The organism is Clostridium sp. OS1-26, from assembly GCF_030915445.1.
In the GTDB taxonomy this organism is placed as follows: domain Bacteria; phylum Bacillota; class Clostridia; order Clostridiales; family Clostridiaceae; genus Clostridium_AM.
Genome location: NZ_CP133264.1, coordinates 5,216,926 through 5,233,591, shown reverse-complemented (window position 1 = coordinate 5,233,591; position 16,666 = coordinate 5,216,926). Strand labels below are relative to the sequence as shown.

At 30.4% G+C, this 16,666-nt stretch carries 14 protein-coding genes, 1 pseudogene and 1 other annotated feature; of the genes and pseudogenes, 8 read left to right on the top strand and 7 right to left on the bottom strand.

What is annotated here, in order from left to right:
- Positions 1–303 precede the first annotated feature (303 nt).
- Positions 304–2,079, bottom strand: coding sequence for a M3 family oligoendopeptidase (locus RCG18_RS25885; RefSeq protein ID WP_308038841.1), 1,776 nt, complete (start codon positions 2,077–2,079; stop codon positions 304–306).
- Positions 2,080–2,670: 591 nt separating this feature from the next.
- Between RCG18_RS25885 and aat the strand changes: the two genes are divergently transcribed.
- On the top strand, positions 2,671–3,324 hold the full coding sequence (gene aat, locus RCG18_RS25880; protein WP_308038840.1) for a leucyl/phenylalanyl-tRNA--protein transferase: 654 nt from the start codon (positions 2,671–2,673) through the stop codon (positions 3,322–3,324).
- A gap of 132 nt (positions 3,325–3,456) precedes the next feature.
- Positions 3,457–4,315, top strand: a pseudogene (locus RCG18_RS25875) (DegV family protein).
- 22 nt (positions 4,316–4,337) lie between these two features.
- Here the strand turns inward: RCG18_RS25875 and RCG18_RS25870 are convergent.
- The 3 genes from RCG18_RS25870 to RCG18_RS25860 are packed head-to-tail and all read right to left on the bottom strand — an operon-like array spanning position 4,338 to position 6,472.
- A complete protein-coding gene (locus RCG18_RS25870; protein WP_308038839.1) occupies positions 4,338–4,496 on the bottom strand; it encodes a FeoB-associated Cys-rich membrane protein in 159 nt (52 codons plus the stop codon).
- A complete protein-coding gene (gene feoB, locus RCG18_RS25865; protein ID WP_308038838.1) occupies positions 4,486–6,255 on the bottom strand; it encodes a ferrous iron transport protein B in 1,770 nt (589 codons plus the stop codon). Before feoB ends, RCG18_RS25870 begins: the two co-directional genes overlap by 11 nt.
- A 37-nt stretch (positions 6,256–6,292) precedes the next feature.
- Positions 6,293–6,472, bottom strand: a complete 180-nt coding sequence (locus RCG18_RS25860; RefSeq protein WP_308038837.1) for a 4Fe-4S binding protein — start codon at positions 6,470–6,472, stop codon at positions 6,293–6,295.
- Between the two features lie 251 nt (positions 6,473–6,723).
- On the opposite strand from RCG18_RS25860, the gene RCG18_RS25855 reads away from it, so the two are divergent.
- Positions 6,724–7,704 carry a metallophosphoesterase gene (locus tag RCG18_RS25855; RefSeq protein ID WP_308038836.1) on the top strand — a complete coding sequence of 327 codons (981 nt, stop codon included), beginning with the start codon at positions 6,724–6,726 and terminating at the stop codon, positions 7,702–7,704.
- 185 nt (positions 7,705–7,889) lie between these two features.
- Here RCG18_RS25855 and asnA read toward each other — a convergent pair whose 3' ends face one another.
- Complete coding sequence (gene asnA / locus RCG18_RS25850) at positions 7,890–8,906, bottom strand: aspartate--ammonia ligase (protein WP_374119170.1); 1,017 nt, start codon at positions 8,904–8,906, stop codon at positions 7,890–7,892.
- A 79-nt stretch (positions 8,907–8,985) separates the two neighbouring features.
- Positions 8,986–9,233: a binding site (T-box leader), on the bottom strand.
- Positions 9,234–9,673: 440 nt separating this feature from the next.
- On the opposite strand from asnA, the gene RCG18_RS25845 reads away from it, so the two are divergent.
- The 5 genes from RCG18_RS25845 (at position 9,674) to RCG18_RS25825 (ending at position 13,984) form a co-directional block, all read left to right on the top strand.
- Entirely contained in the window at positions 9,674–10,468 is a 795-nt protein-coding gene (locus RCG18_RS25845; protein ID WP_308038834.1) for an HAD family hydrolase, read from the top strand.
- 150 nt (positions 10,469–10,618) lie between these two features.
- On the top strand, positions 10,619–11,356 hold the full coding sequence (gene truA, locus RCG18_RS25840; protein ID WP_308038833.1) for a tRNA pseudouridine(38-40) synthase TruA: 738 nt from the start codon (positions 10,619–10,621) through the stop codon (positions 11,354–11,356).
- 258 nt (positions 11,357–11,614) lie between these two features.
- Positions 11,615–12,730, top strand: a complete 1,116-nt coding sequence (locus RCG18_RS25835) for an HD-GYP domain-containing protein (RefSeq protein ID WP_308038832.1) — start codon at positions 11,615–11,617, stop codon at positions 12,728–12,730.
- A gap of 204 nt (positions 12,731–12,934) precedes the next feature.
- Positions 12,935–13,255, top strand: a complete 321-nt coding sequence (locus RCG18_RS25830) for a PadR family transcriptional regulator (RefSeq protein WP_211144595.1) — start codon at positions 12,935–12,937, stop codon at positions 13,253–13,255.
- Between the two features lie 3 nt (positions 13,256–13,258).
- Positions 13,259–13,984 (top strand): DUF1048 domain-containing protein, encoded by a 726-nt coding sequence (locus RCG18_RS25825; protein WP_308038831.1) that lies wholly within the window; start codon positions 13,259–13,261, stop codon positions 13,982–13,984.
- 70 nt (positions 13,985–14,054) lie between these two features.
- Here RCG18_RS25825 and RCG18_RS25820 read toward each other — a convergent pair whose 3' ends face one another.
- Together RCG18_RS25820 and RCG18_RS25815 are read right to left on the bottom strand one after the other, a co-directional pair.
- Complete coding sequence (locus tag RCG18_RS25820) at positions 14,055–15,950, bottom strand: M56 family metallopeptidase (RefSeq protein ID WP_308038830.1); 1,896 nt, start codon at positions 15,948–15,950, stop codon at positions 14,055–14,057.
- Positions 15,937–16,308 carry a BlaI/MecI/CopY family transcriptional regulator gene (locus RCG18_RS25815; protein WP_308038829.1) on the bottom strand — a complete coding sequence of 124 codons (372 nt, stop codon included), beginning with the start codon at positions 16,306–16,308 and terminating at the stop codon, positions 15,937–15,939. The genes RCG18_RS25820 and RCG18_RS25815 overlap by 14 nt, the downstream gene beginning before the upstream one ends.
- Positions 16,309–16,666: the final 358 nt, after the last annotated feature.

Sequence of the window (16,666 nt, the reverse complement as noted above, 5' to 3'; positions counted from 1 at the left end):
TTTATAATGTGTGTATAGTATTTATTACTTAAATAATTTTATTATAATAACTTTACTATTGGACATTAATTATTTACACTGATTATAGTATAAGTGCTTAAGCTTTAAAACTGTTTTTATAAAAATTCATAAAATTTAATGTTATTTGCAATTTTGTGCTAAATTAATTAATATAATAAAGCTTTAGTACATATAGAAAATAATAATTTTGTGTAGAAATTGCTTAATACTAAATTTAGTAAGCTCAGACAGTATGAATGTCTGAGCTAAGTTGCTTTCTATCAATGAGCAAATTAATCTAGCTTAATATTGGCTTAGTTCAATAAATTTGTCAATATCTTCTTCAATGGTTTTTAATGAACTTCTCCAAAAATCTATATTATGAATATCTATATTCATAAGCTTAGCCACATCATATAGCTTCATTTTTCCTGTCACACTTAGAAGTTTATTATAGTCTTTTACAAAGTCCTTACCTGTTTTTAAGTATTGAGCATATAATCCCTTTGAGAATAACAAACCAAAGGCATATGGGAAGTTATAAAAATTGTAGTCGCTATCATAATAATGAGGTTTACATATCCACATATAAGGATGAAGATATTTCTCATCAAGAGCGTCGCCATAAGCTTCTTTTTGGGCAGTTATCATTAAAGAATTAAGTTCTTCGGAGGATAAAGAACTATTTTCTCTATGTTTAAATAATTCACTTTCAAAGAAAAATCTGCTGTATATATCAACTATTACTTGAGCACAATCACTTATTTCACTTTCTAGTATTGAAAAGGCTTCTTCCTTTGTTGCAGATCTTATTGCTGCTTTTTTTACTATAGTTTCGCAGAATGTTGAAGCGGTTTCTGCAATAGGCATTGGATAATCACTATTTAATATACTTTCATTATTTAAACATTCACCATGATAGCCATGACCAAGCTCATGAGCAAGAGTAACTACATCAGTAAATCTGTCACCATAATTAAGCATAAATCTGCTCTCACCTATAGCATGAATATTATTACAGAAAGCGCCTCCCACTTTTCCTTCCCTAGGTTTTACATCAATCCAATTATTATCAAAAGCTTTCTGTGCATAGTTTGCAAGTTCGTCACTAAAGGTTTTGAAGTTTTCATAGACAAAAGCTTTGCCTTTTTCATAGGGGAATTCCATATCAACTGTACCTATTGGGGCAAATATATCATAAAATGCTAACCCATTTTCTTTTTTTAGAAGTTCTCCCTTTCTTTTAAAGTACCTTCTAAAGCTAGGAAAGCTCTCTTTCATGGCAGCAAGCATAGCCTCTAAGGTTTCTTTATCCATTCTTGAGTTTAATAAAGACTCTTCCAAAGGTGATTCATATCCTCTCATTTTAGATATAGTTATAACTTCACCTTTGATTCCATTTAAACAGGCAGCCACAGCATCTTCTATTTTTTTGTAAGAATTAATTTCTGCTTCATAAGCTTTTTTTCTAAGTGATTCATCCTTATCATAGGCCATATTTCTTATAACAGTAAGAGGAAGCTGCTTTTTTTCTCCATTAAGTTCTATATCTACTTTTAATGAGGAAGTTAACAAGTCTCTTAGCTTAGACCATGAGCTAGAGCCTGTGTTTTTCATTTTAGCTATTACTGCTTCTTCTTTATCACTTAATAAATATTTATTGGTTTGCTTTATTTCCCTTAAATAAAAGGAATGTTCTTTTAATAAATCTGATTGTTCTACAATACTATCTAGGTTATCAATTTTTCCAATCCAGCTTTTTATCTTGGATTCTCCCTGTGCTAAAGAGGAAGCCTTTTGTTCTAAGCTTTCTAAGTTTTTTAATGCTGCCTTATTATTAGTTTCGACGCTTAGAGTAAGTTCACAAAAGGAAAATAGCTTGCTAAATAGCTTTTCTTGATAGCTTATTTTGTTTATATAGTCTTCTAGCTTTGAATCAACATTGTCGTAGTTCTCTGTAATATGATCTACCCAATCACTGAAACTTTCGATATATTTTACGCACTCACTTAAATCTTGTTTAAAGTGTTCGCTTTCAAAGGATTCATAGAGTTCTTTTAGACTCCAATTTAGACTCATATTTAGTACCTCCTAGAAATAGATTTGATATAGTTAATATTAACATTATTATGTATTATATGTAATAACTAAATTTAAAATAATATAATGTATAGCATCATATTGAGATGCAAGGTACTTGTCATATATCTAAGCGAATATTAAAATGTAAATAGGATTTTAAGTTTTATCCGATGTCTATCGCCACTAACACCGCAACGCACTCTGTGAAAGCGATTCGCACCAAATCAGCACGCTGTGTAAGCGATCATCTCAAAATCATAGATTTTGGATGTCTGCTTAACATTTGGGCTCTCTGCTTTTCTTAAAGTTGGGGATAAGTGGCGCTACGACCCTGGATAACGGCTTCTAAGCTTCAGATGGAGGTTAAATGCCTAAATGGCATTTAACGGGCAGAATTGCCCAGTGGTCGTAGACAAAACTCCACCTGAAGCCAAGAATCCTGTTTATATGAGATGTATTATTTTAGAGGTGTATTATTTTATTTCAAGCCTAAGATTTGTTATCCGAATCTAGAGAATCCTATCTTCGGCTTATGGATGATAAGATTCAACAGCGATAGAATAAGCATACATTTGAAGGGAGCTAAATATGCCTATTTTTAGATTAAGTGACGATTTAATATTTCCCCATCCTTCTCTTGCAGAGGAAGATGGGCTTTTAGCAGTAGATGGTGACTTGTCCCCTGAGAGATTAATCCTTGCATATCGTAATGGAATATTTCCATGGTTTTCGGAGGATGAGCCAGTACTATGGTGGTCTCCTGATCCAAGGTTTATTCTCTATCCAAAGAATATTAAGGTTTCTCACTCTATGAAAAAGCTGCTTAAAAAGAATACATATAAAATTTCCTTTGATACTTGTTTTAGAGATGTTATATCAAATTGTTCGAATTTAAGAAAAGAAAGTGGTACATGGATCACTAATGATATGATAGAAGCTTATTGTAAGCTTCATGAACTTGGCTATGCACATTCTGTGGAAGCTTGGTATGAAGATAAATTAGTTGGTGGATTATATGGTATAAGTATCGGAAAATGCTTTTTTGGAGAATCTATGTTTTCAACTATGAGTAATGCATCAAAGGCTGCTTTTATTACTCTTTGTAAGAAACTAGAGGAGAAAGAATATATTATGGTAGATTGTCAGGTTTATACTGAACATCTTGAAAGCTTAGGGGCAGTAAATGTTTCAAGAGAAAAATTTTTAGAGCTTGTGGAAGAGGGGATTAATGTCAGAATATAAAACTTTACATTGTTCAATATTAGAATATACAAATTGAATTTGGAAGAATTGTAAGTAATTATGATGTTTTAGTTTAATATTATAAGATGAAGTAATATCAGTATATGGGATAATCGGAAAGGTGATGATGTAATGGCAGTAAAAATTTTAACAGATAGTACAAGCTATATAGATAGGACTATTGAAAATCAATTAGATATAAAAGTAGCTTCTTTAAACGTAATATTTGGAAAGGAAAGTTTTAAAGAAAGAGAGATAGATAATGAAGTTTTTTATAAAATGATGGAGGAAAAAGGTATTCCAACTTCTTCACAACCTTCTGTACAGGAACTATATAATGAGATGGAGAAAATTGTGCAAAATGGAGATTCTATTCTTTGTATTTTTATATCATCACATATGAGTGGTACCTATTCCACTGCACACACGGTAAGAGAAATGATTCTAGAGGTATATAAAGATGCTGAGATAGAAATAATAGATTCCACTTCAAATTCTATGCAGCTTGGTTTTTCAGTAATCGTAGCTGCAAGGGCCGCATTCAGAAGGTAAAAACTTAGGTCAAGTTAAAGAAATAGCACAAGAAAATATAAGGAGAAGTAGATTTCTATTTATTCCAGATACACTTAAATATCTTCAAAAAGGTGGAAGGATTGGTCGTGCAAGTGCTTTAATCGGTAATTTTTTGAAAATTATTCCTATTTTAACTGTAGAAAATGGGATAACAACAGTCTTAACAAAGGTTAGAACAAAGAAAAAAGCAGTAGTCACAATGATTGATAAGATGTTTGAGGATATTAAAAAGTATGGATTAGGAGAAATTGTTGTACATCATATTAATGCTTATGATGAAGCTCTAGAGTTTGCAGGGGAATTAGAAGAAAAACTAAAAATTAAAATTGGAATATGTTCAATAGGACCAGTTATTGGAACTCATGTTGGGCCTGGCGCCATTGCTATTGTGTATTATACAGAAAGAAATATGAGATAATTAAAATTATACAATAAATATTTTATTTTTTTCTATCCTTGTAATGGGGGCACATCTTAGAACAGCTTCCACAGCTGCTGCATTGTTTGCCGTTATTTTTTATTTTTTTATACATAATATAAACAGCAGAAACAATTATTGCAGCAGCGATAAAAACCTCACAAAAATTCTTAAAATCCATAAAAATACCTCATTCCTATATTATAAAATAAAAATGAAACTATCCAAGCGGTAGCAAATTGGTAACACACAGAGGTTAAAGCCATCTTAGTACCAAATTCCTTTTTTAAAGTTATTACAGTTGAGGCGCAAGGAGTATATAAAAGAATAAAAAGTAAAAAGCTTAAGGATGACATTGTATTAAAATGCTGTACTATAGTTGTTGAGAGATTACCTCCATATAAAACTCCCAAGGTACCTGCAATAACTTCTTTACCCATTAAACCAGTAAGCAATGATACTGAGTTCTGCCAATTACCAAAGCCTAGAGGACTTAAAATAGGTGTGATTAACTTTCCTATAAATGCTAAGAAACTTTCATTTATATTTACCATACCTTTAAAACTAAAATTAGAAAGTGTCCAAGTTATAATAGACATTGAAAATATAATAGTTCCGATTTTCTTTAGAAACCCTTTACCCTTTTCCCATGTATGCATAAGCAATAAATTTAAGTCTGGCATTGTGTATGCTGGTAATTCGTCAATATATGGTTCGTAATTGGCTTCCTTTACTAGAAGTTTAAAAATTAAGCTGTAAATAAAAGCTACAAGTACACCAGTAGCATACATAAAAGCGAGAACTATAATTTCCTTTTCGTGAAAAAATATAGTAGCAAAAAGCATATAAACGGGAAGCTTTGCATTACAGGACATAAGCGGTATCAGTAGTGCCGTAATACTTCGCTCTCTTTCATCTTCAATGTTTTTGGCAGCTATTAAAGCTGGTACAGAACACCCAAAGCCTATTATCATTGGCATAAATGACTTACCAGATACTCCACCCATATTCATAATTCTATCCATAAGGAAGACAACTCTATTCATATATCCGCAATCTTCTAAAAAGGATAATATAGAAAATAGTGTTAATATTACTGGAAGAAACACTAATACTGAACTTACACCTGATATAACCCCATCGATTAAAAGTGACTTAAACCAAGGACTTTGATGAGATAATAGTTTATCAACAAGTGGTATTGTATAGTCAAAAAGCGCACTTCTTAAAATATCAGAAAGAGGAGTGCCTACCCAGGAAAAAACTATCTTAAAAATAAAGAAAACAATACAAACAAAGATAGGATAAGCTAAGTATTTATTTAAAATAATCTTATCTATTTTTTCAGTTATGTTAACTATATTATACTCCTTAATACTTACACAAGACTCTAATATTTGTTCTATATAGGAATATATATGTTTTTCAGTCTTTATGCTTTCAGGTAGGGGATTAGGCAGTGAAAAATTAGCTTCTTTTATATATTTATGTATAACCCTCGCCTGATGTTTATTAAGTTTATCTATAGGTATAATTTTAATTCCTAACATATGTGAAAGATTCTCGTGATCTACATATATGCCATTTTTTTTAGCTTTATCAATGGTATTTAAAATCATTATCATTGGTATATTTAGCTTAGTTAACTGCAAAGTTAAATAAAGGTTTCTTTCTAAGTTTGCAGCATTTACAATGTTAATTATCAAGTCCACTTTATTTTCTTTTATAAAATCAACAAATAATGCTTCCGTTTTAGAATTAGTATCTATAGAATAAATTCCAGGAAAAGCAACTATTTTAGTATTCTTATCTATAAATCCTTGTTGCTTATCTATTTTAGAGTTTCCTTCTTCATCTGATTTTTGCTGCACATGAGCAATTTTATTAAAAATAGTTTCTTGTCCAACATTTGGATTACCAATTAAAGCACAAACAGCCATATTTTGCTCCTTATCTATAAGTCTTTTTATAATTAAGTTATTTTATTGCATATTTATGGCACACTAAAATGCACATACCACAATTATTACATAATTTTGTATTAATATATCCACATTCATTAATTATAGTGATAGCTCCCATAGAACAAGAGTTTTCACATTTTCTGCATCCAACACATCTTTCATTGTCAATTTGTAAAGAATTTTTATTTTCCATAAATGCCCACCTTGTTATTTTATTTATAAGCAAACATACTAGTGTTTCGGATTAATTTAAATACGAGATATAAGTTCTTTATTTGTTTTCACTATACTAATTATATCAGCACAATGGCAGTACATGAAAGTCATTCCCATAATAAATATTAATTTATGCTTATATAAAATAGTAAAAAATAGTTTTGTGGGGTATAATGTAATATTATAGTAACATAGAAATTTTATAGAATGGCAGGGGACTTAAAATATATGAAGAGATTAAAAATAACAACATTAATTGTGATGTTAATAGCTATAGTTATTTCGTCAGCAGTATATATAAATAGAACTGCATCAAAATCTGATAATTCTAAAAAAAATGAAAGCACTGCAACTACAAAAGTACCTGAGGACGATAGTCTTACATTTTCTGTTTTAGGAGATGTGCATGGGAATGCTGGTAAGTTAGATAATGCCATTAATGATTTGCACAGTGTAAAAGAAAATATGGATGCAATGATATTAAATGGCGATAATGTGGATCAAGGCCTAAAAAGTCAGTATGATGCAATAAAAAACACCTTAAATAAAGATCATGAAATATTACCTAAAACCATAATTAAAAACATCGGCAATCATGATTATTTTGATTATCAAAGAGGACCAAATAAACCTGAGGATGTTGAGAGATTTAAAAACATGTATTTGGATTTCGCTGGTGAAAAGTCAGTATATCATGATACCTGGATTAAGGGGTATCACTTTATATCTTTAGGGTCTGAATCTGGAAATACAAAGGAATTAGGTGCAGTAAATGCCTTTTTATCTCAAAAGCAATTAGATTGGTTAAAGGAAAAATTAGCTGAAAAACACGAAAAGGGAAAACCTATTTTTGTATTTTTACATCAGCATTTAAGCACGAGCATAAAGGGATGGATAGGAGTAGAGCAGAGGAGAGAACTTAATAAAATTTTATCATCATATCCTGAAGTTATCTTGTTTACATCCCATACCCATGTTTTGTTAAGTGTAGATAATATAAAACAAAATCAGCCTTTTACTACAGCTCACACAGGAGCGGTAAGTTACGCTATACTTCCAGAAGATTATAAAATAAAGAGACTTTATGATGAGATCCAAGGCTTATATGTGGAAGTAAAGGGAAACAAGACTACTATTAAAGGAAGAGATTTTGCAAAAAATCTTGGATATTTTCAAAAGAGATTTCAAGTGCAAGCGAATAAGTTTTAAAGAAAAGATTTTATATATATTATTATAGAGTTTCAAACTAGAAAATCGACTTACACAAAGGGATATGTTTCCAAAGCAGAAGGTAGATTTAAAAACTTTAGACTAGCTAAAAGTTTTTAACGTACTGAAGCTTTGAAACATATCACGGAGTGTAAGTCAATTTTCGTTTTTTTAACTCTATAATTTTATAATAGAAGTATATTTTCTTTTTCACACTCTTCAATCATTTCTTGTGGCCATAAAGCTGCTTGAACTTCGCCTATATGAGCCTTTCTTAAGAAGAACATACAAATTCTTGATTGACCTATACCGCCACCGATTGTATATGGAAGCATTTTGTTTATAAGCATTGTGTGATATTCAAGTTCTCTTCTGTCTTGACATCCACTAAGCTCTAATTGTCTTATAAGAGCCTCTTCATCAACTCTTATACCCATTGATGATAGTTCAACAGCTCTATCAAGAATTGGATACCAGAAAAGTATATCTCCATTTAATTCCCAATCATCATAATCTGGTGATCTACCATCGTGCTTTTCTCCTGATTCTAAAGTCTTACCTATCTGAGATATGAATACCGCTCCAAATTCTTTTGCAATAGCATCTTCTCTTTCCTTTGGAGTAAGTTCCGGATATTTATCTTCAAGTTCTTGTGAAGTTATAAATGTGATTTTCTCAGGTAGTATTTCTTCTATCGCAGGATATAACTGGTGAATAAATTCTTCTGTATCCTTAAATGCTTTATAAATAGATTCTACTGTGCTTTTTAATGTTCCCATTGTCCTATCTGTTTTGTTTATAACTTTTTCCCAATCCCATTGATCAACATATATTGAATGAAGGTTATCGAGATCCTCATCTCTTCTTATAGCATTCATATCTGTGTAAATTCCTTCTCCGACCTCAAAGCCATATCTTTTAAGTGCTATTCTTTTCCACTTTGCAAGTGACTGAACGATTTCTATATCTGAATCATCTATTGCTTTTGCATCAAAAGCTACAGGTCTTTCAATACCATTTAAATTGTCGTTTACACCTGTACTGCGTTTTACAAATATAGGTGCTGAAACTCTTGTAAGTCTAAGCTCTTCTGCAATTCTTTTTTCGAAAAAATCTTTAAGCTTCTTTATTCCAATTTCAGTTTCTATTATATTATGAACTGGTTTATATCCTTCCGGTTTGATTAATGAACTGTACAACATTTCCATAATTTTTTCCTCCCACAAATTGATAATTTAAATTACTATGTTTTTTACAATAAAAAAAGCCTTTTCATCCCATAAAAGGGACGAAAGGCAAACTTCCGCGGTACCACCCAAATTAGCTAAATAGCTCACTTTAAATCAGTACAGAATAAAAATTCGATACTGTCCAATATTTAACGGGTTGGCTCCGTCTAAGCCTACTTTCAAAAGATTTCGGTTAGAAACTCCGAGACGTTCTTCATATATAGGTATCATATCAGGCTTCCACCATTCCCGACTCTCTATAAATATCCCTATAACTACTCTTCTCTTCATAGTATTTAAGTTCGTTGTATTTATTATTGTTAACTGTTGAGTAAATTATAATTCTATTTTTAAAATATGTCAATATTAATTTTTCATTTTTTTAATAAAATTATTGGAGAAATGAAAATAAATATATAGATTTAATCTGATGTTTTTATCATTTAAGCAATAATTTTAACAAATTGCTATTTCTTGAGTGTCAAAAAACTTGAGTTTAAAAGAAAACATTCTTTAAATACCTATAAGTTCAAAATTAAACGCTTCAAGCTAATTGGCAATAAAGAGAAAATATTTTAAAACTAGAGAGTTATATTTCCTAGGAAATAAATGTATTTCATTCCATTAATGGGGTGAAAATTAATGTTCTTTTCGTGCATATATTGAAGAATTCTATAGAGCAATAGAATAATTTATGATACTATAATTTTTAGAACATGCTTTAAAGGAGGACAAATAACATGATAAAGCTTATTGCAACTGACATGGATGGTACTCTGGTAAATGATCAAGGAAAAATAAATGAAAAGATATTTGATTTAATAAATAATCTAAATGAAAAAGGTATAAAATTTTTAGCAGCAAGTGGACGATCTTATGATCAGCTTAATAAAAACTTTGAAAAAGTAGATACAAATATGTTATTTATTGCACATAATGGCGCTCTCATAAAATATAATAGGAACGGTAAAACATTGTATTCAAATTGCATTTCCCAAGAGGATATACAGGAAGTAATAAATTTTGAGCGTGAATTTGGTGAAGAGTTGTTTTTATTTGGGGCAGAAGATGGATATATAGTAAATCCATCGGAGACAATATTACATCAATTTAATACTTTTGGAGTTAAAGCAGTAGTACTAGAATCTTTTAGTGAAGTAAAGGTTCCTATTTATAAAATGACCTATTATGCAAAAGATGGGGTAAAAGCACCTATGCTTCAATACTTAAGAAATAACCTTAATGATAACCTTGAATTTGTTGTATCAGGGGATTGTTGGATAGATATAATGAACAAAGGAGTAAGTAAGGGAAATGCCATAAAAATACTTCAGGAAAAGTTTAAAATAGAAGAGAAAAATACAATGGTTTTTGGGGATTATTATAATGATCTAACTATGTTTAAAACAGCACACTATAGCTATGCTATGGAGAACGCTCCAGAAGATGTAAAAAAACATGCTAACTTTGTAGCTAAAAGTAATAATGATGATGGTGTTTATAATGTAATTTATAAGTATGCATCTTCAATTTAAAAATACTTAACTCAGAAGTGGGAGTGTTTTAAAATCAGAGTTTCATACATTTTCAGCTGGCTAGATTTATTTCAATATGAAGTATATAATTAAAATGTCCTTGGGAAAAATTAAGAAAAGGATAAGAAAATAAATTAAAGGTGGTACTATATGAGAAACTTAAAAATGTCAATTGAGTATGACGGAACTAGATATAAAGGATGGCAAAAACAAAAAGGAGATATTCCAACTATACAAGCTAAAATAGAAAATGTATTATCTAAAATGACAGGAGAAGATATTCAAGTAGTAGGTTGCGGAAGAACTGATTCAGGAGTACATGCTGAAAATTATATAGCAAATTTCCATACTAATTGTACTTTAACTGTAGATGATATGTTAAATTATTTGTATGAATTTTTGCCTGAAGATATAGTAGTAAAGTCCATGAAAGATACAACAGAAAGATTTCATGCAAGATATAATGTGAAATCAAAAACTTATGTATATAGAATAAATAATAATAGATTTAGAAACGTATTTAATAGAAAATATGCTTATCATACTGATGAAGAATTAAATCTAAATGAAATGAAAAATGCAGCAGAGGGTTTAATAGGGACTCATGACTTTAAGAGTTTTACCAGCTTAAAATCTAGCACTAAATCCACTGTTAGAACTATTAATTATATACATATAACAAAAGATGATGGAATGATAGAAATTGAGGTAAATGGAAATAGCTTTTTGTTAAATATGGTAAGAATTATTACAGGAACTCTTTTAGAAGTAGGTAAAGGCAATCTTAATAGAGATGATGTAGAAAGAATATTAAATGAAATGAAGAGGTCAGAAGCAGGGCCAATAGCTCAGGCAAAGGGCTTATGTTTAAAAAGCATTCAATACTAAAGATAAATTTCTATTAAAACAAGATTAAATTTATAAATTTAAACCTGCCAGTATAAAAACTGGCAGGTTTTTGGTATAATGTTCTTAGACAGTTATGTTTAATTCAAGAGGAATACAATTTAATTGGCAATTTTTTCATATGTAATAAAATATTGGTGTATATATTAGATAAACTTTTGATATTAAACTAATTTGCCAAGAATCCTGTTTATAGAAGATAAGCAGAGTAATGATTGCTGACTTAGAGGGGGGAATATAATGAGACTTGTGCCAATACAATATGCTAAAGCGGGAAGTTTTTTAGCGAAAACTATTTATGATGACAAAGGCGCGGTTTTATTAAGAGAAGGTGTAAAGCTTACTGAAAATTATATTAGAAGAGTAAAACAATTAGGTATATTCAGTATGTACATAAATGATGAATATAGTGATAAGGAAGTTGAGGATTTAATAAAACCAGAATTAAGGCAAAAGGCTATTAAAACTATAAAGGATACTTTTTATAGCTTTGACAAGTTCAATTTAAATACAGGAAAAAGCAGTACACAGGATAAAAAACTTATAGCGGAAAAGCAAAATTATTTTAAGTCTATTGGCGATGTTGTTAATGAACTTATGGGGGAACTTCTTGGTAGAAGAACTGTTTTAATTAATATTGTAGATATAAAAAGTACAGATAGCTATACTTATCAGCATAGTGTTAATGTGGCTGTTTTATCTTTGGTAATAGGCATACAACTACAATTAGATAAGAAAAAATTATACGATTTATGCTTAGGAGCACTTATTCATGATATAGGTAAGGCGCTAATACCAGATAGTATATTGCAAAAAAATGATAAACTTACAGAAGAAGAAATTAAAATTGTGAGAGAACACACAAAGAGAGGATATGATTTTTTAAAAGGTAGTGTAGATATATCAGCAGTTTCCAGAATCATAGCCTTGCAGCATCATGAAAGAGAAGATGGAAAAGGATACCCAGATAAGAGAAGCAATGATGAAATAAATCAATTAGCTAAAATAGTGGCAGTTGCAGACGTGTATGATGCACTGACATCAGACCGACCTTATAGAAAAGCTATGAGTCCTAATGATGCAGTGGAATACATTATGGCAAATGGACAAACTCAGTTTAGTTATGAGGTAGTCAAAGCTTTCAGCAGATCTATAGTCCCATATCCAGAAGGCACTATAGTGAGATTAAGTAACGAAGAAATAGCAGTAGTAGAAGAAGTTTATCCTAATTTTACGCTAAGACCTAAGGTTAAAATTATAAATAGAAAAAATGAAAAAGGTGAAGACTTATATAGAGATCTTAGATGTGAATTGGGACTAGTTATAAAGGGACCAGAGTACGAAGTTGTAGGGTAATAAAACATAGAATAAGATTAGGAGAGAAATTTCTTAGTCTTTTTATTTTTTGCAGTGTTTTTTTATTAAGCTAACTTTTATAAAGAATGGGAAACAATACAATTGCGTATAGAGCAGAAGTTTCTAAAAGGCTACTTGACATTACCAAGTAGTGGGTGTATTATTAAAACATAAGCTATTATGTAATACAAAGTAGGTGATTTAGTGGCTAATACTACACAGATATTAAAAGGATTACTTGAAGGATGCATTTTAAAGGTAGTAAATAATAACGAAACATATGGCTATGAAATATGTGAGAAATTAATAGAATTTGGTTTTAAAGATATTTCGGAAGGCAGTGTATATCCTATACTTATAAGGCTTGAAAAGAAAAAATTATTATATTCTGTTATGAAAAAATCTCCTTTAGGACCTATGAGAAAATATTATTACCTTACAGAAGAAGGTGTTACCGAATTAAAGGAGTTTATATCATCATGGGAAGAAATAAAAAAAAATATTGATAATGTCTTGGGGGAGTAAACTATGTTATCTGCAATTCGATTAAAAAGAATTAGATTTAAAGAGCAGAAAAAATTGAGTGAGGGAAATCTACGTTTATATAAGAATATAACTGAGTATATTCAAAGCAGCGACTTAACACTTAGGGAAAAAGAAGAAGTTTTGCAGCAAATTATGGATATGATGCTGCAGGCTCAAATTGAAGATAAATCTATAGATTTGTTTATTGGAAAAGACTATGAGATGTTTTGTAAATCAATTATTGATGAATATAATAACAGCAAGAGCAGCGCCTACAAAATAGTTAGTTATACGCAAAAATATTTAATGTTAATGATATTAATTGTAGCTATAATGGGCTTTTCTAATATACTTAATGGTGATTCTGTTAATTTTACTATTACTATGGATCAATTTATAGAAACAAATGCATTGTGTATACTTATAATATTTATTTTAAAACTTAAAAAGCAGGGAACTGTATCGGTTCCCCCTGCATATGTTCCTGGATATATTCCAGGACATAAAAGAATCAATTCCAGAATCAATATAAATGATAAAAGCATAATAGGACCTATAGCTATTCTCATGATTATTATGTTTTGTATAAAGTTTATAATTGAAAAGCTTCTTGGATTAAATACTATGAATTATAATATTAACTTGTATGATAATATTTATTGTATAGTTACTATACTTGCAGTAGTTGGATTAATGGAAATATATAAAAGAACATGTGACAATAAATAGTTTTTGGATAAACAGAAACTATGGGCAATATAAAAACCGTACTGGAAGTGGATCCAGCACGGCTTTTTATTTATTTTACCTGCTTCAATACATAGTAGCAAGGAGTTGCTCCTCTTTCTATATAATCTCCATTTTTCCATTCGAAGAACATGTATCTTTCTCCATGTATGTCTTTTATTATATATTTAGATGCTGTTTTAACCTCTTTATTAATTATTAATCCTTGTGTCCAGGAAAGGTGTATGCTAGCTGTCTTACCATTTTCATTGGCAGCTGTACCTTCCATAAGCAAGTCTCCCTTTTCATTAAAGGTCAAATTCGATATGCATAGGTCTGATTTCCATTTTTGGACGCCTGGTTTAAAGTTTTCAATTTTTTGAACAAAGTCTACACTTTCCCATTTACCTATAACCTGAGAATCATTTACAAATGGATAGTCTATTTTGTCAGTTCTAGTTTTTACTTCTTTTCCAAACATATTAGTTGTAAGAGAAGGAGTAGAACTTATCTTTCTTAGCACATAGTATTCTGGCTTCATTCCTCTTAGAGTGTAATCGCCACTTTTCCACTCGAAGAACATATAAGTTGAGCCATTTATATCTTTGATTAGATACTTACTGTCGGTTTTTTCTACAGGATTAAGAATGTGATCTTTTGTCCAGGTGCAAGCTGTTTTTGAAACTTTACCATCACTTATAAAGTTTAATTCTTTAACATATAAATTGCCTTTAAAACTTTTAGTGTCTACTTTAAAATCCTCTACATTAGCTACAAAGTCTACACTCTGCCATCTACCGATTAGTTGAGGATCACTTACAAAAGGATAATCAATTTTATCTACATGCACAGATTTACTCTTTTTAAAGGCAGATGCTTTTGCATCTGTAAGAGCAGTGCAGCCTAAAATCAGCAAAGCTGCTAATGCAAATGCAGAGAACTTATAGGCCTTTTTATTAAATAGTTTAATCATAACAATTCTCCTTTTCACTTCAGATTTATTATTTACCATAGGGGCAGTCCCAGGTACCTGAGCAGGTTTTGAAAGTCGCTCTATAAGGCTTATGATTGTAAATCCATATTCCTTTACTTCTTCGTCCTTTGTATAGGAAAGTGCAAGGGAATCACAACAGATCTCCATGTCTTCACACATTTTTTTAAGTCCATATTGAACAATTGGATTGAACCAATGAATTATTTTTAATATGCTTATAATCCAATTTGTAATTATATCTTTACGTTTTAAATGAGATAACTCATGGAGAAATACGTATCTTAGTTTATCTACTGATAATACATCCAGAGTGTTTTCAGGAAGCAGTATTACAGGTTCAATATAACCAAATAAGGCAGGAGTTCTAATCTCTCCCGTCTCAATTAATGATATATGTTTATCAATCTTCATTTGCTGTTTACATTGTTCTAGCATTGATATAACTTCTTTGTTACAAAATTTAGGCTGCTTTTTTATTCTAGATCTCAGTTTTATATTTACCAGAACTATATATAGGCTAATTATAAATATACCAAGTAACCATATAAAAGCTAGAGTTGCTACAAATGACCAATTAAAAGATGCAGGATTACTGCTGCTAAGATTCGGTGAAGTTAAATTACCTAGTACAGCGCCTTGATTGTATATATAGCTGAGAGTATCTGTACTATATGCCACAATGCTGCCAACTTCGTTTTTTCCCATAGCAAATAATAAGTAAGGGAGCTCCCTTATTCTAGTCATAAGATTAAAAATGCTAAAAGAGCTTCTGGGTAACGTTGGCATTATCAAACGCAATACTACAATGAACCATAGAGCATATTGAAACTTTACACCTAGCTTACCTTTAAATAATTTTCTGAGCATAAGTATTAAAAGTACAAGAGTACCAGCTATAATAGATACTTGGAATATCATTTTGAACAAATCACTAAAGAAACCAATCAACTCATACATAATACTATTTCCTCTCATCTAAAATGCGCTTTAAATCTTCTATGTCCTCCTTGGATAAATCGCTTTCTTTTATAAAGTTTACTAACATGCTTTTTAAAGCACCATTATAGACCTTGCTTAAGAAGGATTGATTTTCTGCCTTTATACATTCATTTTCTTCCACTAATGAATAGTAAAGATATCTTCTTCCATCTTCTTTGAAGCCTAATACATTTTTGTTTACCAGTCTGTTTATTAGTGTTTTGATTGTTTTAGGACTCCAATTTGTACTTTCTTCTAAAGCCTTAATTATTTGATTTGAAGTACAAGGTGAACTTACCCATACAATTTTAAGCACTTCCCATTCTGCCTCTGATATTTTAGGTATTTGTTTCATAAAGAGTCACTCCTTTTTTAAAAACTACAATTGTAATCTATATTTAGTTTACAACTGTGATCCAAAGTTGTCAATATACAAATAAGTATAAATATTACATTTAAGCAGGCATCCAAAGTCTGTGATTTTCAAATGATCACTTACACAGAGTGCTGATTTTGTGATGATCGCTTAAGCAGAGAATTCAAATCTTAAGTAGATATCCCAAATTTGTGATTCGGTGATAGTCACTTACACAGAAGTGCTGATTTGAAGTGACTCGCTTACTCAGCGAGTACTCATTCGACGAAAGGAGAAGGAGTTTCATTGTAATTAACATGGAAAACAAGCATTTTTAATCCTATGTGACTGCAATATA

What these genes read in the sequence shown, in the direction of transcription:
- RCG18_RS25820 (WP_308038830.1), bottom strand. Translation starts at nt 15,950, where the DNA reads ATGAGAGGAAATAGTATTATGTATGAGTTGATTGGTTTCTTTAGTGAT.
- aat (WP_308038840.1), top strand. Translation starts at nt 2,671, where the DNA reads ATGCCTATTTTTAGATTAAGTGACGATTTAATATTTCCCCATCCTTCT.
- RCG18_RS25870 (WP_308038839.1), bottom strand. Translation starts at nt 4,496, where the DNA reads ATGGATTTTAAGAATTTTTGTGAGGTTTTTATCGCTGCTGCAATAATT.
- RCG18_RS25835 (WP_308038832.1), top strand. Translation starts at nt 11,615, where the DNA reads ATGAGACTTGTGCCAATACAATATGCTAAAGCGGGAAGTTTTTTAGCG.
- RCG18_RS25860 (WP_308038837.1), bottom strand. Translation starts at nt 6,472, where the DNA reads ATGGAAAATAAAAATTCTTTACAAATTGACAATGAAAGATGTGTTGGA.
- truA (WP_308038833.1), top strand. Translation starts at nt 10,619, where the DNA reads ATGAGAAACTTAAAAATGTCAATTGAGTATGACGGAACTAGATATAAA.
- RCG18_RS25815 (WP_308038829.1), bottom strand. Translation starts at nt 16,308, where the DNA reads ATGAAACAAATACCTAAAATATCAGAGGCAGAATGGGAAGTGCTTAAA.
- RCG18_RS25845 (WP_308038834.1), top strand. Translation starts at nt 9,674, where the DNA reads ATGATAAAGCTTATTGCAACTGACATGGATGGTACTCTGGTAAATGAT.
- RCG18_RS25855 (WP_308038836.1), top strand. Translation starts at nt 6,724, where the DNA reads ATGAAGAGATTAAAAATAACAACATTAATTGTGATGTTAATAGCTATA.
- RCG18_RS25825 (WP_308038831.1), top strand. Translation starts at nt 13,259, where the DNA reads ATGTTATCTGCAATTCGATTAAAAAGAATTAGATTTAAAGAGCAGAAA.
- feoB (WP_308038838.1), bottom strand. Translation starts at nt 6,255, where the DNA reads ATGGCTGTTTGTGCTTTAATTGGTAATCCAAATGTTGGACAAGAAACT.
- RCG18_RS25885 (WP_308038841.1), bottom strand. Translation starts at nt 2,079, where the DNA reads ATGAGTCTAAATTGGAGTCTAAAAGAACTCTATGAATCCTTTGAAAGC.
- asnA (WP_374119170.1), bottom strand. Translation starts at nt 8,906, where the DNA reads ATGTTGTACAGTTCATTAATCAAACCGGAAGGATATAAACCAGTTCAT.